Annotated in this window: 25 protein-coding genes; 15 read left to right on the top strand and 10 right to left on the bottom strand. The window is 65.5% G+C overall.

Going from position 1 to position 25,549, the window contains the following annotated elements; all coding sequences use genetic code 11:
• Positions 1-57 precede the first annotated feature (57 nt).
• The 3 genes from AB4Y40_RS18105 (at position 58) to AB4Y40_RS18095 (ending at position 3,566) form a co-directional block, all read left to right on the top strand.
• Positions 58-708, top strand: coding sequence for a flagellar basal body L-ring protein FlgH (locus AB4Y40_RS18105; protein WP_342924884.1), 651 nt, complete (start codon positions 58-60; stop codon positions 706-708).
• A 183-nt stretch (positions 709-891) separates the two neighbouring features.
• A complete protein-coding gene (locus tag AB4Y40_RS18100) occupies positions 892-1,917 on the top strand; it encodes an IS110 family transposase (RefSeq protein WP_368688902.1) in 1,026 nt (341 codons plus the stop codon).
• 374 nt (positions 1,918-2,291) lie between these two features.
• Positions 2,292-3,566, top strand: a complete 1,275-nt coding sequence (locus AB4Y40_RS18095) for an IS256 family transposase (RefSeq protein WP_368688901.1) — start codon at positions 2,292-2,294, stop codon at positions 3,564-3,566.
• A gap of 126 nt (positions 3,567-3,692) precedes the next feature.
• On the opposite strand, the gene AB4Y40_RS18090 is transcribed toward AB4Y40_RS18095, so the two are convergent.
• Together AB4Y40_RS18090 and AB4Y40_RS18085 are read right to left on the bottom strand one after the other, a co-directional pair.
• Positions 3,693-4,511: a response regulator gene (locus AB4Y40_RS18090; protein ID WP_368688900.1), complete on the bottom strand. Its 819-nt coding sequence runs from the start codon at positions 4,509-4,511 to the stop codon at positions 3,693-3,695.
• 85 nt (positions 4,512-4,596) lie between these two features.
• Positions 4,597-5,148 (bottom strand): hypothetical protein, encoded by a 552-nt coding sequence (locus AB4Y40_RS18085; RefSeq protein WP_368688899.1) that lies wholly within the window; start codon positions 5,146-5,148, stop codon positions 4,597-4,599.
• Positions 5,149-5,628: 480 nt separating this feature from the next.
• Between AB4Y40_RS18085 and AB4Y40_RS18080 the strand changes: the two genes are divergently transcribed.
• The 3 genes from AB4Y40_RS18080 (at position 5,629) to AB4Y40_RS18070 (ending at position 8,725) form a co-directional block, all read left to right on the top strand.
• Positions 5,629-6,561 (top strand): lysozyme inhibitor LprI family protein, encoded by a 933-nt coding sequence (locus tag AB4Y40_RS18080; protein WP_368688898.1) that lies wholly within the window; start codon positions 5,629-5,631, stop codon positions 6,559-6,561.
• Positions 6,562-6,639: 78 nt separating this feature from the next.
• A complete protein-coding gene (locus AB4Y40_RS18075) occupies positions 6,640-7,407 on the top strand; it encodes a response regulator (RefSeq protein WP_368688897.1) in 768 nt (255 codons plus the stop codon).
• Positions 7,408-7,411: 4 nt separating this feature from the next.
• Positions 7,412-8,725 carry an ATP-binding protein gene (locus tag AB4Y40_RS18070; protein WP_368688896.1) on the top strand — a complete coding sequence of 438 codons (1,314 nt, stop codon included), beginning with the start codon at positions 7,412-7,414 and terminating at the stop codon, positions 8,723-8,725.
• Between the two features lie 48 nt (positions 8,726-8,773).
• Here AB4Y40_RS18070 and AB4Y40_RS18065 read toward each other — a convergent pair whose 3' ends face one another.
• Positions 8,774-9,703, bottom strand: coding sequence for a tyrosine-protein phosphatase (locus tag AB4Y40_RS18065; RefSeq protein ID WP_368688895.1), 930 nt, complete (start codon positions 9,701-9,703; stop codon positions 8,774-8,776).
• 430 nt (positions 9,704-10,133) lie between these two features.
• Between AB4Y40_RS18065 and flhC the strand changes: the two genes are divergently transcribed.
• Positions 10,134-10,844: a flagellar transcriptional regulator FlhC gene (flhC, locus tag AB4Y40_RS18060; RefSeq protein WP_368688894.1), complete on the top strand. Its 711-nt coding sequence runs from the start codon at positions 10,134-10,136 to the stop codon at positions 10,842-10,844.
• Positions 10,845-10,862: 18 nt separating this feature from the next.
• Here the strand turns inward: flhC and AB4Y40_RS18055 are convergent, their stop codons facing one another.
• Positions 10,863-11,414 carry a hypothetical protein gene (locus AB4Y40_RS18055; RefSeq protein WP_368688893.1) on the bottom strand — a complete coding sequence of 184 codons (552 nt, stop codon included), beginning with the start codon at positions 11,412-11,414 and terminating at the stop codon, positions 10,863-10,865.
• A gap of 23 nt (positions 11,415-11,437) precedes the next feature.
• On the opposite strand from AB4Y40_RS18055, the gene AB4Y40_RS18050 reads away from it, so the two are divergent.
• The 5 genes from AB4Y40_RS18050 (at position 11,438) to AB4Y40_RS18030 (ending at position 15,471) form a co-directional block, all read left to right on the top strand.
• Complete coding sequence (locus AB4Y40_RS18050) at positions 11,438-11,902, top strand: hypothetical protein (RefSeq protein ID WP_368688892.1); 465 nt, start codon at positions 11,438-11,440, stop codon at positions 11,900-11,902.
• Positions 11,784-12,320 carry an alpha/beta fold hydrolase gene (locus tag AB4Y40_RS18045; RefSeq protein ID WP_368688891.1) on the top strand — a complete coding sequence of 179 codons (537 nt, stop codon included), beginning with the start codon at positions 11,784-11,786 and terminating at the stop codon, positions 12,318-12,320. The genes AB4Y40_RS18050 and AB4Y40_RS18045 overlap by 119 nt, the downstream gene beginning before the upstream one ends.
• 161 nt (positions 12,321-12,481) lie before the next feature.
• Positions 12,482-13,462, top strand: coding sequence for a hypothetical protein (locus AB4Y40_RS18040; RefSeq protein WP_368688890.1), 981 nt, complete (start codon positions 12,482-12,484; stop codon positions 13,460-13,462).
• 81 nt (positions 13,463-13,543) lie between these two features.
• Positions 13,544-14,227, top strand: a complete 684-nt coding sequence (locus AB4Y40_RS18035) for a TetR/AcrR family transcriptional regulator (RefSeq protein WP_368688889.1) — start codon at positions 13,544-13,546, stop codon at positions 14,225-14,227.
• Positions 14,224-15,471 (top strand): glycosyltransferase, encoded by a 1,248-nt coding sequence (locus tag AB4Y40_RS18030; RefSeq protein ID WP_368688888.1) that lies wholly within the window; start codon positions 14,224-14,226, stop codon positions 15,469-15,471. The genes AB4Y40_RS18035 and AB4Y40_RS18030 overlap by 4 nt, the downstream gene beginning before the upstream one ends.
• Positions 15,472-15,473: 2 nt before the next feature.
• On the opposite strand, the gene ubiM is transcribed toward AB4Y40_RS18030, so the two are convergent.
• From ubiM to AB4Y40_RS18015, 3 genes are all read right to left on the bottom strand, one after another.
• The gene (ubiM, locus tag AB4Y40_RS18025; protein WP_368688887.1) at positions 15,474-16,670 is read right to left on the bottom strand and encodes a 5-demethoxyubiquinol-8 5-hydroxylase UbiM; all 1,197 of its coding nucleotides are present in this window, start codon (positions 16,668-16,670) and stop codon (positions 15,474-15,476) included.
• Between the two features lie 23 nt (positions 16,671-16,693).
• Positions 16,694-17,152: a hemerythrin domain-containing protein gene (locus AB4Y40_RS18020; RefSeq protein WP_368688886.1), complete on the bottom strand. Its 459-nt coding sequence runs from the start codon at positions 17,150-17,152 to the stop codon at positions 16,694-16,696.
• A gap of 275 nt (positions 17,153-17,427) precedes the next feature.
• Positions 17,428-17,637, bottom strand: a complete 210-nt coding sequence (locus AB4Y40_RS18015; RefSeq protein ID WP_035514678.1) for a hypothetical protein — start codon at positions 17,635-17,637, stop codon at positions 17,428-17,430.
• Positions 17,638-17,856: 219 nt separating this feature from the next.
• On the opposite strand from AB4Y40_RS18015, the gene AB4Y40_RS18010 reads away from it, so the two are divergent.
• The 3 genes from AB4Y40_RS18010 to AB4Y40_RS18000 all read left to right on the top strand — a co-directional run bounded on the left by AB4Y40_RS18010 (position 17,857) and on the right by AB4Y40_RS18000 (position 20,442).
• Positions 17,857-18,900: a D-cysteine desulfhydrase family protein gene (locus AB4Y40_RS18010; protein ID WP_368688885.1), complete on the top strand. Its 1,044-nt coding sequence runs from the start codon at positions 17,857-17,859 to the stop codon at positions 18,898-18,900.
• Between the two features lie 54 nt (positions 18,901-18,954).
• Complete coding sequence (locus AB4Y40_RS18005) at positions 18,955-19,341, top strand: SgcJ/EcaC family oxidoreductase (RefSeq protein ID WP_368688884.1); 387 nt, start codon at positions 18,955-18,957, stop codon at positions 19,339-19,341.
• Positions 19,342-19,587: 246 nt separating this feature from the next.
• The gene (locus AB4Y40_RS18000) at positions 19,588-20,442 is read left to right on the top strand and encodes an alpha/beta fold hydrolase (protein ID WP_368688883.1); all 855 of its coding nucleotides are present in this window, start codon (positions 19,588-19,590) and stop codon (positions 20,440-20,442) included.
• Positions 20,443-20,446: 4 nt separating this feature from the next.
• On the opposite strand, the gene AB4Y40_RS17995 is transcribed toward AB4Y40_RS18000, so the two are convergent.
• The 3 genes from AB4Y40_RS17995 to AB4Y40_RS17985 all read right to left on the bottom strand — a co-directional run bounded on the left by AB4Y40_RS17995 (position 20,447) and on the right by AB4Y40_RS17985 (position 25,544).
• Positions 20,447-21,931: a cytochrome P450 gene (locus tag AB4Y40_RS17995; protein ID WP_368688882.1), complete on the bottom strand. Its 1,485-nt coding sequence runs from the start codon at positions 21,929-21,931 to the stop codon at positions 20,447-20,449.
• Positions 21,932-21,953: 22 nt separating this feature from the next.
• On the bottom strand, positions 21,954-22,664 hold the full coding sequence (locus tag AB4Y40_RS17990) for a YceH family protein (protein WP_368688881.1): 711 nt from the start codon (positions 22,662-22,664) through the stop codon (positions 21,954-21,956).
• Between the two features lie 84 nt (positions 22,665-22,748).
• On the bottom strand, positions 22,749-25,544 hold the full coding sequence (locus AB4Y40_RS17985; protein ID WP_368688880.1) for an Hsp70 family protein: 2,796 nt from the start codon (positions 25,542-25,544) through the stop codon (positions 22,749-22,751).
• Between the last annotated feature and the right edge of the window lie 5 nt (positions 25,545-25,549).

The raw sequence follows: 25,549 nt of genomic DNA, 5'->3' as shown, positions 1-25,549 counted from the left end.
TCGGAATCCTCACTTTCAGGCGCATGCCGCACGACTCGTTCGAAAGGCCTGCCGTACGTGTTGCTGTGCGCGTCGCTCGCCACGGCGCTCGCTGGCTGCGCGACGCCTGAGTCGATCGTCAACACGCCCATGACGCCACCGCTCGCGGAACCGCTGTTGAACGTCAATACCAGCGGCGCGATCTATCAGTCGGGCACCGCCATCTCGCTGTACGAAACACCGCGTGCGCAGCGAATCGGCGATGTGCTCACGATCCGGCTCTCCGAAACCTATAGCGGCAACGATGTCGCCAGTGCCGCCGCGAAGCGCGACAGCAACATCACGGCCACCGCTGCTGACCAGTCGACCGGCGCGGCGGCGCGGCTCGCGCGCCTGTTCAATATCGGCTCGGCTTCGACCTCGTTCAACGGCAGCGGCAATCACTCGCTTTCGAGCGACATGACCGGCACGCTGGCGGTCACGGTCATCAGTAAAACGCCTACGGGCAATCTGGTCGTCTCCGGGGAGAAGATCATCGCGATGAGCGGTGAACATCAACGGCTGCGGCTTTCCGGGATCGTTAATCCTAACGATGTGGAAGCCGATAATTACGTTGAGTCGGGGAAGATTGCTAATGCACGGATCGAGCAGGTGGGGCGCGGGTTGCTTAATGATGCGACTACCGTCGGGTGGTTGCAGCGGATGTTTCTTAGTGTGCTGACGTTTTGAGTTTTTTTGTTTGCTTTCGCGTTTGGTTGTTTTCTTGTTTTCGTGGTGGTATGCGAGTGCCGCCGGGCCTATCCGAATGAAAGGGACTTCCCCGTCCCGAGGCTGCGGCGGAAGCCGCGAGTCGGCATCGAAGTGCCATGATGGAGTGTCGAACTACATCAACGCCAACAGGAGGGGAAGTCCATGCCAATTGTCACCGTCGGGATCGATCTTGCCAAGAACGTGTTTGCCGTCCACGGCGTGGATGACGCCGGCAAAGCGGTGCTCATCAAACCTCGTGTATCTCGCGACCAGCTGAGTGCATTGATCGCCCAATTGCCGCCGTGCGTAATCGGTATGGAAGCGTGCTCGGGAGCACACTACTGGGCACGCGTGTTCCAGAAGTGCGGCCATACAGCGAGGTTGATGGCGCCAAAGCTGGTCGCTCCCTACCGGATGTCCGGCAAGCGCGGCAAAAACGACGCGGCTGATGCGGCCGCTATTTGCGAGGCGGTGACGCGACCCAGCATGCGTTTTGTGCCGCTCAAGGACGAGCATCAGCAGGCTACGCTTTGCCTGCATCGGACGCGACAGGGATTTGTCGAGGAAAGAACAGCGACCTACAACCGGTTGCGTGGCCTGCTCTCGGAGTTCGGAGTGGTTCTACCGCAGAGCCCGGAAAAGCTACGGCTAGACATCGCGACTCACCTTGACTCGTTGCCCGGCTGGGCGCGGCGGTGCATCAGCGATTTGCTCGAGCATGCTGGCGACATCGAGGACCGGCTGGGCGAATATGACCGCGCGATTGGCGAGATTGCCCGGGAAGATGAGCGCAGCAAGCGGCTGATGCAATTACGTGGCATCGGTCCAACCACGGCCAGCGCTTTGCTGGCCAGCATTGGTGCCGGGCATGACTTCCGGAATGGCCGACAGGTCGCGGCGTGGCTTGGGTTGACACCAGGACAGCACAGCAGTGGCGGCAAAGCCCGGCTGGGCAGCATCACGAAAACAGGCGACGCGTATCTGCGCAGTCTGCTGGTCCTGGGAGCTCGTGCCGTGATGGCCAACCTGGGCGACAAGCAAGACCGGTTCAGCAGGTGGGCCAGGAACCTGGTGGAGCGCCGCGGTTACTGGCGGGCAGCAGTCGCCATCGCGGCCAAGAATGCGCGGATGGCCTGGGCAGTTCTGAAGTACGGCGGCGACTTCAGGCGCGAGCCAGTGGCAGCGTGACGTGCGGAGCTAATCTGCCAACAACTAACACGAACACCACGATAGTACACATGACTGGATAAAAGATCACTTTGCACTGCCAGCGGTGATGTGAAGCGGGTTGGACCCGCGCGGGGCGTACCTGGACAAAATACAGGGAGCTCAATCCCGATATCCGAACGAGGTCCTCGCGCGCGTCTTTCATCAGGGTCCGGACCATTGGTCCAATATGACCGTCTGTAGCATTGCAGTCCTTCACCTTCTCACTTACACCAGCGAAGCAGCGCAGTACGTAAAGACATCAAAGCAACGTTGGGTTTGCAACCGACGGGGAGCCCTTGTAGCCATTTTGTGGGCGAGGCATATCATGAGAGGTAAAAATCATGGATATGCCGATGGACAAGAAGCAGAAACGACGCACTGTCGCTTCGCAGGCAGCGGCCCGAGGGCCGCTGCCTGCCTTGCCTGAAGGGCTGCTGGACGAACTGGTCAAGGGGCCGATGACACCCGCGCAGGTCAAGGACCTGATGCTCGCCTTCAACAAGGCCGTCATTGAACGCGCCATGGGCGCCGAAATGAAGCTGCATCTGGGGTATCCATCGGGCGATCCCAGGCCGGATGGCCAGACCAACGAGCGTAACGGCGCCAGTGGCAAAACCATCATCACGGACCACGGTCCACTCAGGGTCGATCTGCCACGTGACCGTGACGGCAGTTTCGAGCCGATACTGATCCCCAAACACGAACGCCGCTTTACCGGCTTTGATGAGCGCATCATTGCCATGTACGCGCGCGGCATGAGCGTGCGCGAAATCCAGGCGTTTCTGGCCGAAAGCTACGGCACGCAGGTGTCGCCCGACTTCATCAGCTCGGTCACCGACGAGGTGATGGCCGAGACACTCGCCTGGCAAAACCGACCGCTCGAACCGATGTATCCGGTCGTATTCTTTGATGCGCTTCGCGTAAAGATCCGCAGCGACGGCGTGGTAAGCAACCAGGCCGTGTATCTCGCGCTGGGCATTCAGGCCGACGGCCAGCGTGACGTACTGGGCTTGTGGATCGAGCACACCGAAGGCGCGAAGTTCTGGCTTAAGGTCTTCAATGAACTCAAGACGCGCGGCTGCCAGGACATCCTGATCGCCGTGGTCGATGGCCTCAAGGGGCTGGCCGATGCGATTGGCACAGCCTACCCGCGCACCGCCGTGCAGACCTGCATCGTGCATCTGATACGCAACAGCCTGGAATACGCGAGTTACAAGGACCGAAAGGCTATCGCCGCGGCGCTGCGTCCGATCTACACGGCCGCAAGCGGGCAGGCCGCGCAGCAGGCGCTTGAGGCATTCGCTGCAGGCCCATGGGGCACCAGATATCCGACCATTGTGCAATCCTGGCAGCGTGCGTGGGAGAACGTCACGCCGTTCTTCGTGTTTCCACCAGAAATACGCCGGGTCATCTACACGACGAATGCCATCGAGAGCCTGAACATGCAGTTGCGCAAGATCATCAAGACGCGCGGGCACTTCCCCAATGACGAAGCGGCCATCAAGCTGCTGTGGCTGGCATTACGAAACGTGCTTGCAAAGTCCGTGCGCCATGCCTATGACTGGAAATCTGCGATGAACCAGTTTGCCATCCTGTTTGGCGAGCGGTTTACGCGGGCGCGCGGGTAACGTTTTTTTAACCGCCTCGCCCACAAAAATGCGGACAGGTTCGTGCCGCCCCGCACAGGGGCAACGCATGCATACCGACGCGAAAACAAGGAAAGGCCAACGTCCTAAAACAGAGCGCAAAAAAACTCAGTCTTCCTCATCATCAGCCATTTCACCGTCAAACTCATCGGCATACTCACTGCCGCCTTCACCGCCCGGCTCCCGAACAGCATGTTCACCAAACCGCTCGGCAAACCCCACCTCGCCGTCCGGCACGAACACATACCCATGGCCCCAAACGGTCTGGAGATACCGCGGCTCAGAAGGATCGGTTTCAATGAGCCGCCGCAAACGCCAGATCGCGACATCGAGACTGCGGTTCCGATACCGCCCCGCCTCCCCATACACGATTTCGATAATGCGCTCGCGCGAAAGAATCGTCATCGAGTGATTGACGAACAGCTTGAGAAACGCGAATTCGCTGGAACGCAGCGGCATGCGGACTTCGTCGCGATACAGCTCCCGCGAACGGAAATCGAGTTCGAAAGGGCCAAAGCGAAACGATTCCCGGCTCTCCGGCGCGCCCGTGAGGTTCGCAATACTGCGCCGGCGCATGACTGAACGAATGCGCGCCACCAGCTCGCCCGGATCGAACGGCTTGCCCACGTAGTCGTCGGCGCCGAATTCGAGGCCCAGCACGCGGTCGATCACTTCGTTGCGCGCGGTGAGCATGATGACCGGCAAGTCGTCGCCGCTTTCGCGCAAGGCGCGCAGCGCGCTGATGCCATCCACTTCCGGCATCATGATATCGAGCACGACAACCTGCGGCCGCTCGGAGCGCAGCCGCTCCTGCATCGCACGCACGGAAGGCAGCGTCGTGACAGTAAAGCCACGCATCTGCAGATATTCGGCCGTGACGTCGCGCACGACCGGATCGTCGTCGACGAGAAAGATATTATTTGCCATGCGTAAATCGTAAGGGACGAGAACGAGCCGGTACAGGCCCGCAGCCTTACCAATCCTTTCCCGCGCATAGCGCGGGACACCCGTTTTACTGGTCGCTCGAGGCGGACTGGAATGAATTGCTCAATTGCGTCTGGTCGACCACCATGCTGTCCAACAGCCCCTTGAGCTTCACCGCCGCGCTCGAATAGCGGTCGGTGCCGAGACCGCGCACTTCGTAACGCCCCGTAACGGCAATATGGTTATGCATGAAGATCGTCAGGTTGATCGTCGAAAGATAGGCCCGGCTTTCGTCGCTGAACGTCGGCTTGCCGAATTCGATCGATGCGTTGTACACGAGGCGTCCTTCACAACTCACCGGCTCGGTGCCGGCGCCGTAGACATCCGAAGTCACGCCGCGCTGCGCGAGCACGAGCTGCAGCGATGGCACGAAGTCTCCCGACGTGACCATGGGATTGTTCTCGATGCAGATCGAACTGAGATTGACCGGCCGCCCCGACACGAATTTAGGCGAGGAGTAATTCGACGCGACCGCGTAACCCGCCTGAATCACGGAGCCGGTCGCGTCGGCCGCGGTGATGAGCGTCCATGCGCAGCCGTTGAGCGCGAGCGCCGCGGCGCTCGCGGCGCCGAGTTTCACCGCGCGCGCCCTCGCACGGCTGACGGATGACACGATTTCATGTGGCATGGGAGCGGATACCCGATGCGTTGATGGGCTGCGCGGAACTTGACACGTTCCCGGCAGGACTCGCCACGCATGATCGGTGCAAAGCAATGCGCGCGATGGCCGGGACATCGGTCAATGTTGAATGTCACTTTCCACTTCTTCAAAAACCTCCCGCTCGGTAAGGGGTTGAACGGCGCTCGTGCGCGCCCTTTCAACGCAGAGGCGCGCGCCACAAGCGCTTGTCGACCTTTGCCCGTTACCGCGCGTGGCTGCGTGTGTAATGTTTCGTAAGCGCTCCTGCATTCTCCCCGCTGAGTGAGACATTGCGGATTCTTCCCCGCGCTATCGTTCTCGCTGCGGTTCTCACTGCGGCGCCTCGCGCCTTTGCGACGCCGGACGAGCCACACCCTGTTCCTGTCTTTCTCCCGCTATTTCAACATCATCATGGCTGCCATGAACCGAGAACCGAAAATCCGTCGCGCCCCCTTCTTCAAGCGCGGCCTGAACGCTGCTGCGATCGCGCTGTTCGCGTCGCTCGCTGGCTCGCCGTTCGCGCACGCTGCAAGCTTTCACTGCCCGCATAACGCGTCCGTTTCCGAGCGGCTCGTGTGCAACGATCCGACGCTCTCCGCGCTCGACGACAAACTGGCCGCGCTCTATCGCAGCGCATTCGACGCGAGCACCGACACGACCGCGCTCGAAGCCGACCGCGTGAGCCAGTGGCAATGGCGCCAGCACAACTGCAAGGACAAGGCGTGCGTGACGGACTGGTACGACCGCCGCATCGCCGAGCTCGAAGGCGATCTCAAGCACGGTAAACAGGCCGCCGTGCGCCGCGTGAAGGAAGGCGTCGTCGACCAGCACCTGGCCCCGTCCGCGCAGGACGCCGTGCTCGAAATGCACGGCATCCCGCCCGCGCCGAAGGAAGTTGGCGCAGCGGCCGCCCCCTCTGCGGACAGCGCGAAAAGTGAGAAGAAAGCGGGCGCGAAAGTCGCGGCTGCCGAAGCCGATGCGCCGCTGCATCTGCAAAAGATGCCGAGCGGCGTCGCCGCCGACGCGCGCCAGACGCGGCTCGCACAAGCGCAGGCACACGCGCACAGCCTGCCCCAGAAGGAAGCCGCACCGTCCGGCGACGTCTCGGCAATGACCGCGAAGATGGCTGGCGCGAACTCGGCATTCGCCAAAGCGGCAGGCATGGCGTCGATCGACGCGCCGGCCGCGCAGCCCGCGAGCTCCGCGGCCACCGAAGCCGCTGCGAAGCCGGCGGCGGACCAGGCGAGTGCACAGCAGGGCGTGAGCGCACTCAACTGCGCATCCGTCGCGTCGACGGAATCCGCGCACGCGACGCAGGCATCCATCGAGCAAGGCGCCGTCGCCATGAAGTAAGAGGCCATGTAAGCTACGGCAAGAAATCTGCGGTCGCGCGCTGTTCTGCCGGTTGTCGATATCAAATAAAATATGGCGATGAGTCCACACGTTCTCATCGTCGACGACGATCCGGTCGTGCGCGATCTCCTCTCCAGCTTTCTTCGGGCCAACGGTTTCGAGGCCTCCGTCCTCCACGACGGCACGCATCTCGGTGCCCGGCTGGAACGCGAGCGGCCTTCGGTCGTCGTGCTCGACGTCATGATGCCGCGCACCGACGGCTTGCGCGCCCTCGCCGCCTTGCGCGCGCAGGGTGACGACATTCCGGTGATCTTCGCCTCCGCGCGCGGCGCAGTGGGCGACCGCATTGCGGGTCTCACGCTGGGCGCGGACGACTACGTCGCCAAGCCCTTCGATCCCCAGGAATTGCTGCTGCGTATCCAGACCGTGCTGCGCCGGCGCGGCAACGGCCCCGCGGGCGCACCCGTCGCGCGCGAACGCTATCGCTTCGGCGCCTTCGAGCTCGACTTCATGGCGCGCACGCTCGAACGTGACGGCGAGCGCGTGCCGCTGCGCAGCAGTGAGTTCGTGCTCCTGAAGATTTTCACGGAGCATCCGTACCGCGTGCTTTCACGCGTGCTGATTCACGACCTGCTCCACGCAGACGGCCTCGAATTCAACGAGCGCAGTCTCGACGTACCGGTCTGGCGCCTGCGCCGCGTGATCGAAGACAATCCTGCGCAGCCGCGCTACGTGCAGACCCTGCGCGGCAAGGGCTACGTGTTCGTGCCGCAGAGCGGGGTCGGCATCGAAGGCGACATCGACCATCCCCCAGCAGACGACAGCGGCCCCAGCCTGAACGCGTAATGGCATGAACAATCCGTTGAATACGCTGTTCGGGCGCATGGCGCTGATGTCCGCGCTCCTGCTGTTCGCCATCCAGGCATGCTGGTTCATCGTGTTCGCGCCGCAGCCGCGCCGCCACGAAGTGGAAGGCTTCGAGCGCGGTCTGCTGCTCATGCTGCATGCCGCAACCAGCGCGGCGCCCGGTACGGCAACGAGCGCGGCACCCAGCACGCCTCCCAACGAAATGGACCTCGCGCCGGCGCTGCGCGTGCATCTTGTGCCCACCTGGAATATGCCCGCCGACGTGCGGCTCGAAGTGCCCAGGCGCGAGCCGCTCGCCGACTTGCGCAAGCAACTGCTGCGCGACCTGCCGCCCGGCACCGAGATTCTCGCCGACCTGCGCCATCGCGAAGCCCTGTGGGTGCGTTTCGCGGGCCAGCCCACGTGGATCGTCGCGCCCGTCGATCTGCCGCCAGCGCGCAACCTGCTGCCGCTGTTCGGCTCGATGCTCGCCATCTCGCTGCTTCTCGCGCTGCTCGCCATGTGGCAGATGCAACGTCCGCTCTCGCTCGTGGCCCAGGCCGCGCGCGCGTTCGGTACCGGCCATCGTCCCGCGCCCGTCAAGCAGCACGGGCCGCGCGAATTGCGCGAGCTGATCGGCTCGTTCAACGGCATGATGAAGCAGCTCAACGAAGCCGACGACGATCAGGCCGTCATGCTCGCGGGCGTCGCTCACGATCTCAAGTCGCCGCTCACGCGACTGAAGCTGCGTGCGAGCATGATGGGCTCGGAGCGCGAGCGCGAACAACTGATCCGCGAAGTCGATTCGCTGAACGATATCGTCCAGCAGTTTCTGGAATTCGCCCGCCAGCGGCCCGAAGCGGGTCCCGAAGTGGAAGTCGATGCGCTGCTGCGCGAGCAGTTCTTTTCCGACGCCGGCGACGACGACGATGCGCTCTTCAGGCTCGATCTGCGCGCGGGCTCGGCGTTCCGGCTGCCGCGCACGCTGCTCGACCGGCTCGTGTCGAATCTCGTCGACAATGCGCTCGAACACGGCGTGCCGCCCGTGGAAATCGCCACGCGCCGCGAAGGCGCGCAGTGGATCGTCGAAGTGCGCGATCATGGCCCCGGCATCCCGCCCGAGCGCGTGGCCGCGGCGCTCAAACCCTTCGTACGCCTTGACGAAGCACGCGGTGGTGAAGGCCATTGCGGATTGGGGCTCGCCATCGTGACGCGCCTCACGCGCAATCAGGGTGGCCGCTGCGAGTTGTCCAATCACCCCGAAGGCGGGCTGCGCGTGCGTATCGCGCTGCCGGCAGATGCACGGGCAACGGTGTAAGTCCCTAATTGCCCTCTATACCCCCGTTGATTCGACGCTGCGCGCCGCTCAGACCACAAGCCGGCCGCGCAGACGATTGACCGTGTCGGCCGCAAGGCCGAGCCCTGTGGTGAGATAGCGGTTGAGGTCGCCGTAGCTGCCCTGCACCGCGTCGAACGCGGCCTGCAGATAGCTGGCCTGCACGGGCGGCGTCAGATTGGCGGCATCCGCGCCCGTCGAGCGCCACGCGTCGGTCAGCATGAAATCCTTCACGATGATTTCGAGCGGCACGTTGGCGATCAGCAGCAACAGCGCGCACGCCCAGCCCACCACGTCCACGCCTGTGCCACCCGTGATCAGCAGCGGCCCCGGCGCGTCCGCGATATGTTCGAGCAGCGCGCCGTAGACCGAGCATTGCGTGCGGCCCGTTACGAGCGCGCGCCAATGCATTTGCATCGCCGCATCGAGTTCACCCGCCAGCATGCCCACGAACGACGGCGGCTCGAGCGTGCCCAACACATTGAGTGCGAGGTAACTGGCGGTGCTGGGTGTCACGTCGGGCGCCGCGTCGATTTCCGCAGGCGTGCGCAGATCGTAGATGTTGGACAGCGCCATGCGCTCGAGCGTCGCGGCGTCGGCTGCGTTCGGCGTGAGCGCGTCGGAGCGGTAAATCAAGGCGCGGCGCACGTGCGCGCCGTCGCTCGTCGAGTAGCCCGGCGCGGCGCCGCCCAGATCGCGGAAGTTCGCGACGGAACCGATGACGGGCGTCGGCGCATCCTGCGCGCCGTCGCCTCCCGTATATTCGCCGCCACACGCACTCAGCAACGTGCCCGCGCAACCGCTCAGCGCCAGCAGGCTCACTGTGCCCTTGAGCAGCGCGCGGCGCGGCGGGTTGGCGAGCGCGCCGCCACTGCGGTTGAAGTTGCCGGTCGCGGCCACAGGCAAACGCTTACGCGCCTGCGCGAACGAAGAAGTGTAGGCGGAGAAAGGCAAATTCATCGGTTGGCAGCTTAGGTAGGGAACCCGCAGTTCGCGCGGGCCGCTGCAACGTCGCGCGTCGCATGCGTTCGGAAAGGCCGCAGTTTACCGGCAGATGCGCCTGAAAAGGTAAAAGCGCAAAACGCCGTAATAATTCTTTCCGATTCACGGGGCATTGCGCACCGATATTTTCCGCCGGTTTGTACTTATATTCTTACCGGATCTTTCCATCTACGCAAAACAGGTAATTCCCGTGGTAATGCGCGGTTATTTCCGGTTTCAAGCCATGCCTGAATAACGGCTGCGCGGGGCATTTTCTTTATGGATATTTCAAGTCCTTTCCAAATATTATTCTTGACGCTCTTTGTCGCGCTTTTATAATCGCCCGTGAATTCAGGCATTCGCCTGGGCCACCGTGGCGGTCGTCGGCTGCCTCTCGGAGTACCACGTCATGTACAAAGGCAGTGTGACCGAAGAAGCGCGTGAAGTGCTGCGCGCAATCGAGCTGATCCAGCTGGGCGCACGCATGCCTGTGCTCGAAAAAGAACTGACGCTTTCGCGCAATCGTTTGATCAGGCTCTATCGGGAACTCAAGAACGCTTCGCCGCCCAAGGGCATGCTGCCGTTTTCGGCGGACTGGTATTTCACATGGCTGCCGAACATTCATGCGTCGCTCTTCTACAACATCTATCTGTTTCTTACGGATAGGGCGAGATGCAGCCGGCTCGACGCCCTCACGCGTGCGTACCGCCTTTATCTCGAGCACTGCGAGAGCGCCGAAACAGAGCGCGTGCTGAGCTTCACGCGGGCGTGGACGCTGCTGCGCTTCTTCGAAGGCGGCCTGCTCACGCTGTCGAGCTGCACCGTTTGCTCCGGCCGTTTCGTGCGCCACGTGCGCGACGCACACAAACCCACCGCTTGCTGCATTTGCATGCCGCCCGCGCGCGCCGGCATGACGCGCGCCGCTCGCGCGAGCCGCACGCCGGAAACCGATACCCCTGCAGCCACCTCCGCCACGCGAGGCCGCGCCGCAGCAGCGCTCGGCGAGCTTTCGGGCACCATGCGCGAAACCATGCGCGACACGATCGCCGAAGTCACGCGCGCCCTCGATCCAAAGCGGTCCGCGAACCGCTTGCGCCTCGTCGCTTCGGTCCCCGTCTAGGTCAAAGCGGCACGTTCCTTACGCCACATCTTCATCGCGCTCTGCATCCGCCTGCAGAGCGCGAATATCGCACGCGCAAATCCGGCAGATTGCTTTGTGATCCTGATGAACATGCTGATTCTGGCGCAGTTCGCATTGCTGCGCCGCAAGTTCGATGGCGTGTGAGTGCGCGGCCTGCCAGATCTCCCAGGCGATCTGTGCGCCGCTTTGCGAATAGTCGTCGTTGTGATCGCGCTCGAGCGCATCGGGCAGGCGCGTGTGGACTTGCAGATAGTGCGTGCGATAAAGCGCCTCGAAAATCTCGCGACGTGACGGGCGCTTCAAGCTCGCCTCTTCGCGAACGTGAACGGATTTGTGAGGCGCAGAGACTTCATCCACATTCGACGTCGAGGCGTACTTCTTCTTGCGGGTGGGGAGGATCACGCAGACGTCGCCCGGTAATACGCGCACGACGTTGCGGATACCGATATTGTCGCAGGCTGGGCAAAAGAATTGGCCGCGGAATATCGCGAATTTTTCAGCGTTATTCGTGAGTCGTTTCAGCGCTGGACCTGCGATTATTGCAGGCATAAGGAAGTCGAAAGGAGTCGACCATGCAAATCGGGGCGGCGACACAGTTCGCCAACGGCAGCGCCAACACGAACACACTCCGTGCGGGCGCGGCTTCAGACCAGGCAGAACAGGACGGCGCGCAGTCGAGCGACGTGTCGACGACCATCGCGCCGTCCACATCGCAGGACGATGCCGTACAGATTTCGCCGCAAGGCTATGCGGCCGCATCGACCGACGATACCGCGGACAGCGACGACGCTGCGGCCGACGCGAGCGATGCTGCCGGCACGAGCGACACGAACGATACCAGCGATGCCATCGACACGAGCGACGCATCCGGCGCGACAGCGACGTCGGCCAACGCGCAGCCCATGAAATCGCTCGTTTATGGCGCGCTGGGGCTCGAGCGTCCCGACGCGCCAGCCGACCCGAACCACACCTATACGCTTGGGCGCTGGATCGCGGCAGGCATTACGCTCGGCGGCATCATTTCGCTGTTCATTTGAGCGGCACGGCGCCGCAATCCGGCGCGCATCATGGTCACGGCGAATCGGGACGCAAGGGCACGATCGCCTGCTCAACGGTCTGCGCATCCGCGTCTTCAATCATCTGCCGACGATCGCCTATGCGCTCGCGCCCGAGGTCCGCGACGAACTCACGCCGCAGTATTCGTTCAACCTGATGCAGAATTTCCGCCCGCACGACGACTACCGCGCGGACATACGCGGCGCGCGGCAGCCGCTGCACGTGCTGGCCGGCGCCGACGACGAGGTTTTTCACGCCCGCGAATACGCGGCGGCGTTCGAGGAAGCCGGCGCGCACGTGCCGGTCACGATCGTGCCCGGCGTGGGGCATATCGGCCTGACGCTGGATGCCACTGCCATCGCTACGATCATCGGCTGCGTGGAGCCATCAGGCACATAAGGCAGGTGCCGCTCGCCGGCGCGTCGCCTGTCCAGATCCGCCAGGCTGGCGGAATCCGCCGATTGATCTTCACGGCGAACTGGCCCATATTCAAATGAGTGCGTAAATCAGGCACCGGTTTTGCGGCAATTCGTCAATCGAAGCGAAAGCGCGCTCCTCCCATGCTCAACGCCCCTGGTCACGACGATTCCGATCCGTCGGAGTGCCCCTACTGCGGGACCAGGTTCAATGCGCCGCTCGCACTCTGCCCCCAATGCGGCGCGAATCAAGTGGCCGCCGCGGCCCGCATCGCAGCCGCAAGCGCAGGCCTGCCGGACGAACGCGCGCACGGGGTTGCCGAGCGCTTGCGCGCGAACCTGGCCCTTGGCGCCAATCGGCCCTACGACGGTGAGTACCCTTCGATCGACGAGGAACACGTCGCCGAGCGCAAGCGGCTGCCGCGCTATGCCTGGGCGGGTCTCGGCGCGCTCGCGATCGCGCTCACCGGCTATGCGTTCGTGCATCGCAGCGAATGGGCGCCGAAGCTCGGCGCACAGGTGATCGTGGGGTCCGTGAGCGGGTTGAAGGGCGCGCAGGGCACGCAGGGCAATCGCACTAGTGGCGCCGTCACCGCGCTGACTAACCGGCCGGCCGCTGTCCTGCCGCGTGCGAACGCGGCGCAGCGCCGCGTCGCCCAGGCGAATGCGCCGGCCGTCTCACGCCCGGCCGCCGCGCCGCACTATGCGAGTGCGCATCCCGAGGTCGCGAGCAATCTCGCCAGCGCGCGTCTGAATCTCGACAAGAACAGCCTCTGGCCCGCACGCAGGGCGCTCACGAGTGCGCTGGCCGTAGAGCCCGGCAACGCAGAAGCGCAGCAGATGCAAGCCGACCTCGTCGCGCGCGAGCAGCAGCGCGACGCGCTGATCGGCGAAGCGCGGCAATGCGCGCACGAGCGCGAATGGGCTTGCGTGCGGCAAGACGCGGGGCATGCGGTGGAAGTCGACGCATCGAGCCGCGAAGCGAGGCACCTGCTCACGCTCGCCAGCACCGAGCACCAGCCGGCCGCCGGCAAGCGCAATGGCCGGACATGGTCACGGGAAAGCCAGTATGCGCAGGCAGGCGACAGCCGCTCCCGTCAGGATCCCCTCTTCTGGCATCACTGATCGGCCCCTCGGGCAATACTTGCAGACGATTTGTGAACGGTGAATAATGTTGGACGTCGTTCAATATTATTCACCGTTCACATGTCCACGCCCACGCCCGCTTCGCCAGGCCGCCGCGACCGCAAACGCCTCCAGACCCTGGAGCATCTCGCGCGCACCGCCGCCGCGCTGTTCGAAACTCACGGTTACGAACCGGTGACCATGGAGCAGATCGCCGCCGCAGCGGACGTGGCCAAGGGCACGCTGTACAACCATTTCCCGGTGAAAGAGGCGGTGCTCGCCCATTGGCTGCATCTCGAACTGGCTGCGAATCTCGCGGCGCTGCACGCGAGGCTCGAACACACACCGGGCTTCGCCGCTGGCGCGCGGCTCGTGCTCGATCATTCCGCGAGCTGGTGCGAGGCGCACCCGGACTACCTCGCGCCTTACCTGCGGTTTCGCTTTCTCGGCATCGGCACGGAACCTTCGCCGTCGCGGGACAGCGAGCAGCTCAGCGACATCGCCGATACCTTTGGCTGGCTCGTCCGGCGCGCGCAGGCGCAAGGTGAACTGCGCGACGATCTCGACGCGGCGCGGCTAGCCCTCGCGTTCCACCACCTTTACCTCGGCGCCATGCTGCGCTGGCTCGCCGAACCGCGCCTGAAACTGCGCAAGGAGTTTGCCGCTGCGATCGATTTGTTCCTCCATGGCGCGGCCCTGCCCGCGCAGGCGGCCCGGACTGCTCCCCGGAAGGCCGTGCCGAAATCGAGGAAAAAGGCCCCATGAAGCTGCTGATCGCGACCTACGGCACCGAGGGCGATGCGCGCCCGTTCGCCGCGCTGTGCCGCGGCTTGATGGACGCCGGGCACGAAGCGCGCCTGCTCGCCGACGCCGCCACGCTTGGCAGCGCCCATGCACTCGGCGTGCCGGCCACGGCGCTGGCCGGCGACATTCGCGGCATGCTGCGTCCGGACCACGCGATCGCGGGCGTCGTCGCCAAGGGCGGCGGCTTCAACGAGACCGCACGCGCGCTCGCGAAGATCGCCAACGAAAACGCGCAGTCGTGGATGCGCACCATCGTCGAGGCGGGCGAAGGTTGCGATGCGATTCTGGTTGCCGGACTGGCCGCGTTCGTGGGGCTTTCCGCGGCGGAGTATCTGGGCGCGAAAGGCATCGGCTCGGGCATGATCCCGCTCACGCCGACTGCGGCCTTCCCCTCGCCGTTCTTGCCGCCCAGGTGGGTGCCGCGCGTGCTCAACCGCGCCAGCCACGGTCTTGTGAACAGCCTGCTCTGGAAGGCGTTCCGCGACAGGACCAACGCCGCGCGCGCGACGTTCGGCCTGCCGCCGCGCGAGGCGGTATGGAAGGACCACCCGATGGTGTATGGCGTCTCGCCAAACCTGTTGGGCGCGCCCGCCGACTGGCCCGCCAACGCCCATCTTTGCGGACAGTGGCTTGCGCCGAGCCCGGCATGGACGCCACCGGTCGCGCTGGCGCGCTTTCTCGCTGCGGGAGACGCGCCCGCCTATATCGGCTTTGGCAGCATGACGGGTTTCGACAATGCGCGGCTGCTCGATGCCCTGATCGAAGCGATGCGGGGCCGGCGCGCACTCTTCTACCCGGGCTGGAGCGGCATCGATCCGAAGGCGCTACCCGAAAACTTTTTCGTCGTCGGCGATACGCCGCACGACTGGCTGTTCCCGCGCACCGCCGCCGTCATTCATCACGGCGGCTCCGGTACTTCGCACTCCGCAGCACGCGCCGGGGTGCCTTCCATTGTTACGCCGTTTGCGGGCGACCAGTTCTTCTGGGCGGAGCGTCTGCGCGAGGCGGGCGTCGCCCCGCCGGCAGTCGACGGACGCAAGCCCGCTGCCCGAGCGTTCGCGAACGCACTCGACTTTGCCGCCAGCGATACGGTGCGCAGCCGCGCCCGCGCACTAGGCGAAACGATGCGTGCTGAAAACGGCGTAGCGAACGCGGTGGCCGTGCTCGAGCGCATCGTTGCGGTCGATGTGCGCGAGGGCGCGTGAAGTCAGCCGGTCAGCGAAGCGGCGATGGCCTTCCTGAACGGCATCAGTTTCGAAGCCGCGCGCAGCATGAAGTCGCGCGCCAGTTTCGCGGGCGCGCTGTTGTTCGTGTAGACGTCGGTGATGAACCGGGTCGCGAGATAGAGCGGTTTGGTCGCGCGGCGGTGCTGGGTTTCATAGCGCTGCAAAACCGAGGCAGCCCCGATGTCGAAGCCGCTCTTGTGCGTTTCGATGATCCGGTTACCTAAGGTTTCCACACCGAGCAGCCCGAAATTGAACCCATGCGCGGTCACCGGATGCATGCCGACCGCGGCGTCGCCCACGGCCGCGAAGCGTTTGCCGACGAAGCGCTCCGGATAGACGGCCACGAGCGGATACACATGCCGCGTGCTCGCCAGCTTCATTGCGCCCAGCCTGTGCATGAAACGATCCTCGATATGCCGCGCGAACGCGTCGGGCGCAAGCGCGGCGATCTCATTGACCTGGCCCACGGGCAGCGTGAGCACGACCGACGACTGATGCGCGTTCGTCGAGCGCTCCGCGTTCATGGGCAGCAACGCGAGCGTCTGACCGTAGCCGAACCATTCCCACGCGGCGTGCTCGTGAGGCGCTTCGTGCGTCATGCGGCAAACCAGCATCGCTTTGCCGAAATCGTGCATGCTGGCAGCAATGCCCATCATCTTGCGCGTGGACGAGAAGCGGCTGTCCGCCGCGACGATCAACTTCGCCGAGAGCGTTTCACCGCTCTCCAATGTCACGCTCGCCTGATCCTCACCGGCGTTCACCGCGCTGACCTGTTGCGCCGCCAGCAGCGTCACGTCGCCATGCTCCGCCGTGCTTTGCCGCAGCGCCTCGTACGCGGCCTTGCGAATCAGGTGATTGGAGACCAGCCAGCCCAGCTCCGTGTGGCCGCTCAGATCGTGTCCGATCTCGAGCGCCCCCGGCGAGGGACCATTGAACACCCTCGCGCTGCGCAGCGGCGCACGCGAGTGCGGGTCGATGAGATCCCAAAGCCCGAACCTGCGCATCGCGCGCACCGACTTTTGGGTCAGCGCGATCTCGCGCCCGTCGAACTGCGGCTCGTTGATGTCGGCGAGGCGCTGCTGCTCGACGACGACGATCTTGAGGCCAACACCACTGAGCGAGCGTGCGAGACACAGCCCCACCGGCCCGGCGCCCACGATTACGATATCTGCTTGCATGAATCGAACGATTGGAATGTGACTCAGACGGCTTGATCGGCCTGATCGGCCTGATCGGCCTGATCGACCTTCGCGATGCCGCGTTCGCGCAGGGCTTCGACCATGAGCGCGTCCATCGACTTCACGTGCCAGGCGAACCATTCGTGCAGTTCGCCCACCAGTTGCCGCCCCGTGTCGAAGCGCCCCTCGTCGGCGACTTGCCTGCGCACCTCGCCTGCCACGTTCAGGACGTGCCGATGCTGGCCCGCATGGCAATGGCGCGGACCGAAGTTCATTTCCTCCATCCACGCTTCTTCCTGTGCGAAATGCTGCTTCGTATGCGCCGCCCACGCGTCGAACGCGCCGAGCCAGCTTTCGTCGCTCGCGCGCGCCAGCGCGTCGAGCAGCACGACGAACTCGGCATGCATCGTATCGGTCATGGGTTCGCCCAGTTGCAGATCGGGCGCAAGTGTCGGCGAGGGGCGCTGCGCGGGTGAGGTCATGAGGGAGAGTGACGGCGTACGCGAACGGTCTGAAAAGCCCTCTCGGGCAATTTTTCAAGATACCGGGGCACATGAGATTGCGCGCTGATTTTTAGCAAACGTCGCACGATCGGTCACTGAGGCCGATGGACGCGGCATGAGCACATGCAGGCGAAGCGATCAGACGAAAAGAAACATCGATTCCGGCACAGCGCGGGGAGCGCGGGCCGCAAACGTGGAAGGATGCGAGGAAAGGTGCCGCAGACGCGAAAACACGGAGCCGCGCGGCGCGCGGCTCAAACCAGTTCGGCGAGATTGACGAGGGCGCGGTCGCCGTCGGATTGTGCTTCGTTTTCGGCGCGGAACGTCTTCTCGCTGTACGCGATGACCTTGAACCCGCCGCCTGCCGAACGCTCTATGGTGATACCCCAGTGCCAGCCGCCCTCCTGTTCGAATACGTGCAGCCTCGGACTCGATGGTTGGCTCGGCGATTGAAAAATATTCATTTGAAGCCTCCCGTGGTGGGAATATCGTCTCGGACGATTGCCTGGATAAGAATCAGTCTAAAAACCTCCTTGCTGCGACGCAATACGGAATTACGTGGACGTGAGAACCCTGAGGCGTTGCGCATCATTCGAGCGTTACCCTGGTTATTATTCGACGCCTGGCAAATGCAAATGCCGCCAGCCACACTCCCATTCAAACTGCGAGACAGCGAGAGCCCGATGACTACCGTAACGAATGCCGTGACACATTCCGCGTCCCCGTATCAGCTCGATCTTTCGCGGCATGCTCGCCGCGCACTGCTGGAAGGACCCACGCCGATCCAGCCATTGCCGCGGCTAAGCCACGAACTTGGGGGCGTGAATGTCTATGTCAAGCGCGACGATCTCACTGGCCTCGGCGGCGGCGGCAACAAGCTGCGCAAGCTGGAGTTCCTGGTGGGCGAAGCGCTGGCTGCGGGCGCGGACACCATCGTCACCGTGGGCGCGCGCCAGTCGAACCATGCGCGCTTGACGGCAGCTGCGGCGGCGCAAGCGGGCCTGCAGTGCGAACTCGTGCTCACGCGGGCCGTGCCGCGCGACGACTTCGAGTATCTGGAGAACGGCAACATCCTGCTCGACGACCTGCTCGGCGCACGCGTGCACGACCTCTCCGGCACGGCCAATGCCCTGGAGTTCGCCCAGGCGCGCGCCGACGAGCTGCGCGCCCAGGGCCGCAAGGTCTACGTGTGCCCGCTGGGCGGGTCGAGCCCGGTGGGGTGTCTGGGGTACGCGGCGTGCGCGGCCGAAATCATGACCCAGGCCCATACACAGGGCTTGCGCTTCGCGCGCATCGTCGTGCCCAACGGCAGCGGCGGCATGCACGCAGGGCTCGCCGCCGGCTTCGCGGCGCTGGGCCTCGACCCGAGCCTCGTGCTTGCGTACACCGTGCTCGCGAAGGCTGAGCAGGCCCACGCCGCCACGCTCGAAAAGGCCGGCAAGACGCTCGAGTTGATCGATCCGGCGCGGCGCATCGAGGGCCGCTCGATCGTGATCGACGAAGCCCAGCTCGGCGACGGCTACGGCATTCCAACCGACGCGATGCGCGAGGCCGTGCGGCTCGTCGCTTCGAAAGAAGGCCTGCTGATCGACCCCGTGTACGGCGGCAAGGCATTCGCCGGTCTCGTGCAAGCCGCACGATCGGGACGCTTCGCGCGCGGCGAGAACGTCCTCTTCGTCATGACCGGCGGCTTGCCGGGCCTGTTCGCGTATCGCAGTGCGTTTTGAGGCGCCGCGCGGCGCATTCCAGAACCGTAGAAATGAAACACGAGGGAGTCCACGATGACCGATGACGAACGCGCCATTCGCGAGCTGGTGCAAACCTGGATGGAAGCCAGCCGCGCCGGCGACACCGCCAAAGTGCTGAGCCTGATGACCGACGACGTGGTGTTCACGGTGCCCGGCCAGGAGCCGTTCGGCAAGGCCGAGTTTGCCGCGGCTTCGCAAGCGCAGCAGGACATGCGCATAGAAGGCACGGCCGAGATCGTGGAACTGCAGGTACTGGGCGATTGGGCCTTTCTACGCAATCGCATCGACATTTCCATTACCCCGCCGGGCGCGGCCCAGCCCATGCGGCGTGCGGGCTACACGCTCACGCTGGTGCGCAAGGATGCGAGCGGACGCTGGCTGCTCGCGCGCGACGCCAATCTCGTCGCACCGAAGACGTAAATCCTCCGCCGCGAACGCGGCCGGCGCCGCGACAACCCACGATTCGGCCGCCGCGCCCCAGGCCGCCAGCGGCGTGGGCGCACCCGCTTGCTTTCAGCACTGAAAGAGAACAGCCCCGCGCGACAGGCCTCGCCGCGTTACGCCTCTTTTTCGAATCAGAAAACCTTATCGATTCCTTCAGTTTATTGAGTTTCCCTTAATCGTTCGGTTGCGGCAAAGTGACGCTCATACGCTCGGAGCCACTCCTTGAACCAACGCATCGATCCCTCCCTACTTGCTGCGCCCGACCTGTCGTACGCGACGTTGCACTCGGGCATTGCCCTGCCGTTCCTCGAGCGCGGCGATGGCGAGCCGCTGCTGTTCGTCCACGGATCGCTCTGTGATTACCGCTACTGGACGCCGCAACTCAACGGCCTGTCGGAGCATTTCCGCTGCATCGCGCCGAGCCTGAGCCATTACTGGCCCGCGGCAGACGCCTGCATCCAGGGCGATTTCGGCTGGGAGAGCCACGTCACCGAGCTGGCCGATTTCATCACCGCGCTCGGTCTCGAATCGGTGCACCTCGTGGGCCATTCGCGTGGCGGCTGCGTGGCGTGGCATCTCGCGCGCCGCTATCCGCGCCTCGTGCGCACGCTGGTGCTGGCCGACCCGGGCGGCCCGCTCTCGCGCGTGGACGACGACGAAGCCGCGCTGCCTCCCGCCACCAACGCGCTGCGCACGCGCGCCGCCGACCTCATCCATGCCGGCGACGTCGAAGCGGGACTCGAGTTGTTCGTCGACTCCGTGAGCGTGCCGGGCGCCTGGAAGAAAGGCTCGGCGGCGTTTCGCCAGATGGCCATCGCGAACGCCACGACGCTGCCCAAGCAGTTGCAGGACCCGCTGCCGCCTTACGCGCCGCGCGCCGCCGGCGAGATCAAGTGCCGCACGCTGCTGATCGACGGCCAGCGCAGCCCGCTCATGTTCCGCAACAACGTCGAAGCGCTGGACGAGTGGATCGAGTTCGCGCGCCGCGTCACGATCAAGGGCGCCACGCACGGTATGAACGGCACGCATCCCGACCTCTTCAACACCCACGTCCATACCTTCATCACGCAAGGTTGAGACGTCAGTCACGGCCCGGTTGATATGTCGCCTGTGGTCGAAGCGACTCGACAACCGTTGGCCGCAATTCCAGCCGCACCGGCATGCGGTTCGGCACCATCGCGAACGCCGTGATCTCCTCGATCGTCGCGGGATCGGCGGCCAGCGTCACCTTGAAGCGGTTCATCAGCGTGGAGAGCACGAGGCGCATTTCCATGGCCGCCAGATGCCGCCCCGGACACACGCGCGGCCCCGCGCCAAACTGCACCCACGCGCGCGGATCGTGCACGCGCGCGTCAGTCGCGCAAGCCGCGTTGCCGCGCAGCCAGCGGTCAGGATCGAAGCGCCCGGGCTGCGCGTAGTGGCGCGCGTCGAGCATGGGCGGTCGCGTGAGAAAGAACATCTTCGAACCGGCGGGCAACGCGACGTCGCCCACCTGCACATTCTCCACGGGCTCGAACGCCATGATCGCGGCCACCGGACGCAAGCGCAGCGTTTCGCTGCACACCGCTTCGAACAGGTCGAGGTCCTTCACGAGGCCATAGTCCGGACACACTGCGTGTGCGCCCAGCACCGCGTGCGCTTCGCTCGCGAGGCGCTGCTGCAGCGGTTCGTCGGCGCTTAGATAGTAGAGCGACCACGCGAGCGCATTAGCCGTGGTGTCCTCGCCCGCCAGCAGCAACGTGAGCACGTTGGCGGCGATGATGTCGTCGGTCACGTCGGAGCCCGGCGCATCGCGCAGCGCGAGCATCGCTTCGAGCAGATGGCGCGGCGCATCGGACGGCTCGTCGCGCATGCGCTCGCGCGAGCGCGCCATCATGCCGCGTATCGTGCGATGCACTTCGGCGAGCGCCCGGTCCGTGCGGCGGTCGCGCGGCAAACGCACATAGCGCCAGTACGGGAACGGCGCGTTCACGCGATGCATGAGCGTCGGGAAAATCTGCGCGAGATGCTCCTGAATGACGCCGCGCTCCTGTTCAAGCGTGCGCGGGTCCTCGCCGAACGCGAGCGCACTCGTCACATCCACCGTGTAACGCTTGAGGTCGTCGGTCATCTCGACCACCCCGCCACGCTCGGCCGCGCGTTGCCAGCGGTCGTGCAGACGCGCTGTGATCGCTTGCAGCGTGGGATAGAACGCGCGGAGGTGCGGGATGGAAAGCGCCTGCATGACGAGCCGGCGCTGCGGCTCCCACGCCGCGCCTTCAGCCGAGAACACGCCGTTGCAGCCGATTTCGGCGAGCACGGGTTCGAGCGACGCGTAACGCCGGTAGCGATGCGGACGCTCGCGCATCACGCCCTGGCTCAGCTCCGCGTCGCTCCAGACCGTGACCGGCATGCCGCAGATCTGGAAGCGATACGGCGTGCCGAGTTCCTCGGCCCACTGTTCGAGCACGCGATGCAGTTTCGGCGCGTTCAGCTGATGCAGATTGCCGATGAACGGCAGGCCGCGCGGGCACGGCAGGTCGCGCACCTGGCGCAGGCGCTGGGCGGTGGCGGCGGCGGCGTCCATGGCGCGACGGAGGTGGCGATGCTCAGTCGAGCGACATGCCCAGTTCGGCGGCCATGCGCGCGACGAGCGTTTGCAGGCGTGCGACTTCGTCGGCGAGGCGCTGCTGTTCGGCGCGTACCGCTTCGAAGTCCGCGAGCGAAACGCTCTCACCGGCCTCCTCGCGCGCCCCGGGCGCGATGGTCCCCGCGGCGACGAAACTCGCCGTGTTGACCTCGCCGCACAGCAGATGCATCCAGCGGCTTTCGCGCTCGCCCGGCGCGCGCGGCAGCTTCACGACGAGCGGCGGCTCGCGCTCGGTCAGTTCTTCCAGGAAGCCTTCGACCGACGAGACATCGGCGAATCCGTGCAGGCGCGACGAGTTCAGGCGCAATTCCGCCGCCGTCTGCGCGCCGCGCAGCAGCAGCACGGTCAGGAGCGCCACGGCCTGGCTCGGCACGCCGAGCACGCGGTTCAGGTTGTGCTCGAAGCGCGGCACGCGGCTGCTGCTGCCTTCGAACACAAGGCTCAGCAGCTTGAGGTCTTCGATCGCGGCCAGCACTTCGGCTTCGCTCACGTTCATGACCGGCGTGCGCGCGGTCTTCTGGTTGCAGCCGAGCGTGAGCGCGTTGAGCGAGAGCGGATAGGTGTCGGGCACCGTGTGCTGCTTTTCGACCAGCACGCCGACGATACGCGCCTCGATCGGCGAGAGCGCGCGCAAGGCGCGCGGCGAGGAAGCATCGGCAGGAGAATTCATGGGCAGATCAGTCCGCTGTATTTCAGTTGGAATCAGGCGTTCGATCATACGCGCGCCGCGCTTCCTGCAGAAGTCACGCGTCGCTCAGCCCGCGATCAGCTTCAGCCCCGCCGGCAGCGCCTCGCCGAACACCCGGCCCGTGTCCGCCGTGTCGAGCGCGACGACTTCGCGCACCATCGTGACCCACCCAGGCGGCGCGTTCGCCGACTCCATGCGGCGCACCACGGTCTCGCGCAACTCGGCGGGCAGGTCGCGCGAACGGTCGCCCGTCATGCGCGCGATTTGCGCGGCGGCGAACATCGCCGGTTCGATCTTCTTCCAGTCGAGCGCGAGAATCGCGTCGAGCCAGAGCGCGGCGGTTTGCGGCGGCACCACGCCGTGCGCGCTGCCGTAGAACGGCTGGCGCGCGCCGATGCGGCCCACGGCCCACCACGTCTGATGATTCTCGGAAGGCTTCTGGAGCCGCTGCAACAGCCGCTCGCCGATCTCGACCTTGCGCTCGGCCGCAATCTGTTCGAGCGACGCATAGAGCCGGATCATGTCCGGCACGCCCAGCTTCGCGGCGTCAAAGGGCAGCTTGTGGCGCTTCGAGCCGGCGGCCTCTTCGAGGTACGTCATCGCCGCCAGCACCTCGTCCTGCTGCGCCTCGTTCAGGCCGCCTGCCGCGCGCCGCCAGAGCGTCCACCACTCCGACCACACCTGGCCTTCGCCCACGAACTGGATGCCGTCGTCGAAGAGCGACCAGAGTTGCTCGACGCGCCATTCGTCCAGCGGATAGCCGAACCCCGGACGCAGGCAGAAGCCGGCGAGGTTCAGCCACAGGCGTTCGTGATCGGCGGAGCGCCGGCGCTTGCCCGCGCGTTCCCAGAGCGCGCCGAACAGCTCGCGCAGGAGCGGGCCGTCCCAGTTCTGGCGCGGCCCGAGCCGCTCTTCGAGATGCCCGCGCAAGCGCTTCACTTCCTTCGCGTCGACCTTGGCGGAGCGCGCGCCGAACACGCGCTCGATCGCCTCGATCGCTTCGTCGAGGCCCGCATGGCGCGACTCGCCGCTTGCCGCGCCCACACCGCCCTCGTGCTCCGCGCGGCGCAGCGCGAATTCGAGCAGCCAGCGCTGCGAGGCGTCGTCGGTCGCGATGCAGTGCATCTCCAGCGTGCCGACTTCGGTGAGCGCGGTCGTGAGCTTGACGGGACGCTCGCGCGCCGCCTTTGCGTCGCCGCCCGCGGGCACTACCGTTGCGAGTGGCGGCAGGCGCACGAAGTCGCCCGCCGCGAGATCGGCCAGCTCGCCGGGTTGCCACGCAGTGTCGGCCACCGTTGATGCGAGGTGGAACTGCACCGGCTGGCCCAGTTGCAACGCGAACGTGCGGTCGTCCAGATGCAGTTCGTGGCCTTCCTCCGTGCCGCGTGGCAAGACGCACACGCCACGCGCAGCGGCATCGGCTGCCGCGCCTTCGTCGAGGACGAGAAAGTAGCTGCGCGGCGAGCCGCCGCCGATACGCGGCGCGTTGCCCGAGCGCGCGAGCGCATAGGCGACCGCACCGCGCGCGACAGCCACGTCGGGCTGATCGTTCTGCAGCACGTTGAGCGGCTCGCCGCGCCACGCGCCGAGCGTATCGGCCAGACGCTGCGCGAGCGAGCGGGCGCGGAACACGCCGCCGTTGAGCAGCAGCGCGTCGGGCATGGGCAACGCGGCTTCCGGTTCAACGGCCGCGCCGGAAGAACCCAGCGCCTCGCGCGACTGCGCCGCGAAGCGCTGCAAGAATGCCGCGATATGACGCGTAATGGCCGGATCGGCGGCATAGGGCAAGCCGAACTCGACGATCGCCGCGCGCGAGCGGCGCGGCAGGTCGCCGGCAGTGCCCATCGGGAAGAAGCCGTCCACCACGATCTGCGCGACTTCCTCGCGGCCGAGCTGAGTGGTGCGCGCGCCGCCCACGAGCCGCGCGCCCGCGCCGAGCAGCGTGATCGGCACGGACTCGGGCGCGCTCGCGTCGAGCAACTGCTCCTTCGCGACGCGACAGCGCTCCACGAGCTGCGAAAGGCTCGCCGCGCTCAGGCGCGTTTGCGCGTTCGCGAGCCGGCTTTCGGCCAGATGCGCGAGCGCGAGATCCATGTTGTCGCCGCCGAGCATCAGATGATTGCCCACCCCAATGCGTGTGAGCTGCGGCTCGCCGCCCTCGAACTGCACCTTGATGAGCGTGAGGTCGGTCGTGCCGCCGCCCACGTCGCACACGAGCACGAGGCGCGACGCGCCCAGCTCCGCGTCGAGCGTCGCGCGATGGTGATACAGCCAGTCGTAGAACGCGGCCTGCGGTTCTTCGAGCAGGCGCAGCGCCGGCAATTTCGCCATGCGCGCCGCTTCGAGCGTGAGCGCACGCGCGCCGTCGTCGAACGAGGCGGGCACGGTGAGCACCACGTCCTGATCTTCGAGCGGCGCATGCGGGAAACGATGGTTCCACGCGGCGCGCACGTGCGCGAGATAGCTCGCGCTCGCGGTCACCGGCGAGACCTTGGCGACGTCGTCGGGCGCGCCCCACGGCAGGATCGGCGCGAGGCGGTCCACCGCCGCATGCGAGAGCCAGCTTTTCGCGCTCGCTACGAGCCGGCCGGGCACCTGCGCGCCGAGCGTGCGCGCGAGGCGGCCGATGACGGCGTCGTCACCTGGTGAAGGCGCGCGCCACGGCAAGCGCAGATCGCCTGCCGCAAGCTCGCCCGCCGCCGGGTGATAACGCGCGGAAGGCAGCATCTTTTCCGCGCCCACTTCGCCGAGGCCGGTGAGCTGCTCGACGTCGAACACGCGGATGGCGTCGCCGCCTGCCTCCACGTACGCCACGACGGTATTGCTCGTCCCCAGGTCGATGCCGACGACGTATGGCTTCATCGGGC

It is taken from the genome of Paraburkholderia sp. EG287B (genome assembly GCF_040965595.1).
GTDB lineage: Bacteria > Pseudomonadota > Gammaproteobacteria > Burkholderiales > Burkholderiaceae > Paraburkholderia.
Note: the sequence above shows the minus strand (reverse complement) of the source record. Positions and strands in the feature narration are given on the sequence as shown.

What these genes read in the sequence shown, in the direction of transcription:
- AB4Y40_RS18100 (WP_368688902.1), top strand. Translation starts at nt 892, where the DNA reads ATGCCAATTGTCACCGTCGGGATCGATCTTGCCAAGAACGTGTTTGCC.
- AB4Y40_RS18095 (WP_368688901.1), top strand. Translation starts at nt 2,292, where the DNA reads ATGGACAAGAAGCAGAAACGACGCACTGTCGCTTCGCAGGCAGCGGCC.
- AB4Y40_RS18090 (WP_368688900.1), bottom strand. Translation starts at nt 4,511, where the DNA reads ATGGCAAATAATATCTTTCTCGTCGACGACGATCCGGTCGTGCGCGAC.
- AB4Y40_RS18080 (WP_368688898.1), top strand. Translation starts at nt 5,629, where the DNA reads ATGAACCGAGAACCGAAAATCCGTCGCGCCCCCTTCTTCAAGCGCGGC.
- AB4Y40_RS18075 (WP_368688897.1), top strand. Translation starts at nt 6,640, where the DNA reads ATGAGTCCACACGTTCTCATCGTCGACGACGATCCGGTCGTGCGCGAT.
- AB4Y40_RS18070 (WP_368688896.1), top strand. Translation starts at nt 7,412, where the DNA reads ATGAACAATCCGTTGAATACGCTGTTCGGGCGCATGGCGCTGATGTCC.
- AB4Y40_RS18065 (WP_368688895.1), bottom strand. Translation starts at nt 9,703, where the DNA reads ATGAATTTGCCTTTCTCCGCCTACACTTCTTCGTTCGCGCAGGCGCGT.
- flhC (WP_368688894.1), top strand. Translation starts at nt 10,134, where the DNA reads ATGTACAAAGGCAGTGTGACCGAAGAAGCGCGTGAAGTGCTGCGCGCA.
- AB4Y40_RS18055 (WP_368688893.1), bottom strand. Translation starts at nt 11,414, where the DNA reads ATGCCTGCAATAATCGCAGGTCCAGCGCTGAAACGACTCACGAATAAC.
- AB4Y40_RS18050 (WP_368688892.1), top strand. Translation starts at nt 11,438, where the DNA reads ATGCAAATCGGGGCGGCGACACAGTTCGCCAACGGCAGCGCCAACACG.
- AB4Y40_RS18045 (WP_368688891.1), top strand. Translation starts at nt 11,784, where the DNA reads ATGGCGCGCTGGGGCTCGAGCGTCCCGACGCGCCAGCCGACCCGAACC.
- AB4Y40_RS18040 (WP_368688890.1), top strand. Translation starts at nt 12,482, where the DNA reads ATGCTCAACGCCCCTGGTCACGACGATTCCGATCCGTCGGAGTGCCCC.
- AB4Y40_RS18035 (WP_368688889.1), top strand. Translation starts at nt 13,544, where the DNA reads ATGTCCACGCCCACGCCCGCTTCGCCAGGCCGCCGCGACCGCAAACGC.
- AB4Y40_RS18030 (WP_368688888.1), top strand. Translation starts at nt 14,224, where the DNA reads ATGAAGCTGCTGATCGCGACCTACGGCACCGAGGGCGATGCGCGCCCG.
- ubiM (WP_368688887.1), bottom strand. Translation starts at nt 16,670, where the DNA reads ATGCAAGCAGATATCGTAATCGTGGGCGCCGGGCCGGTGGGGCTGTGT.
- AB4Y40_RS18020 (WP_368688886.1), bottom strand. Translation starts at nt 17,152, where the DNA reads ATGACCTCACCCGCGCAGCGCCCCTCGCCGACACTTGCGCCCGATCTG.
- AB4Y40_RS18015 (WP_035514678.1), bottom strand. Translation starts at nt 17,637, where the DNA reads ATGAATATTTTTCAATCGCCGAGCCAACCATCGAGTCCGAGGCTGCAC.
- AB4Y40_RS18010 (WP_368688885.1), top strand. Translation starts at nt 17,857, where the DNA reads ATGACTACCGTAACGAATGCCGTGACACATTCCGCGTCCCCGTATCAG.
- AB4Y40_RS18005 (WP_368688884.1), top strand. Translation starts at nt 18,955, where the DNA reads ATGACCGATGACGAACGCGCCATTCGCGAGCTGGTGCAAACCTGGATG.
- AB4Y40_RS17995 (WP_368688882.1), bottom strand. Translation starts at nt 21,931, where the DNA reads ATGGACGCCGCCGCCGCCACCGCCCAGCGCCTGCGCCAGGTGCGCGAC.
- AB4Y40_RS17990 (WP_368688881.1), bottom strand. Translation starts at nt 22,664, where the DNA reads ATGAATTCTCCTGCCGATGCTTCCTCGCCGCGCGCCTTGCGCGCGCTC.
- AB4Y40_RS17985 (WP_368688880.1), bottom strand. Translation starts at nt 25,544, where the DNA reads ATGAAGCCATACGTCGTCGGCATCGACCTGGGGACGAGCAATACCGTC.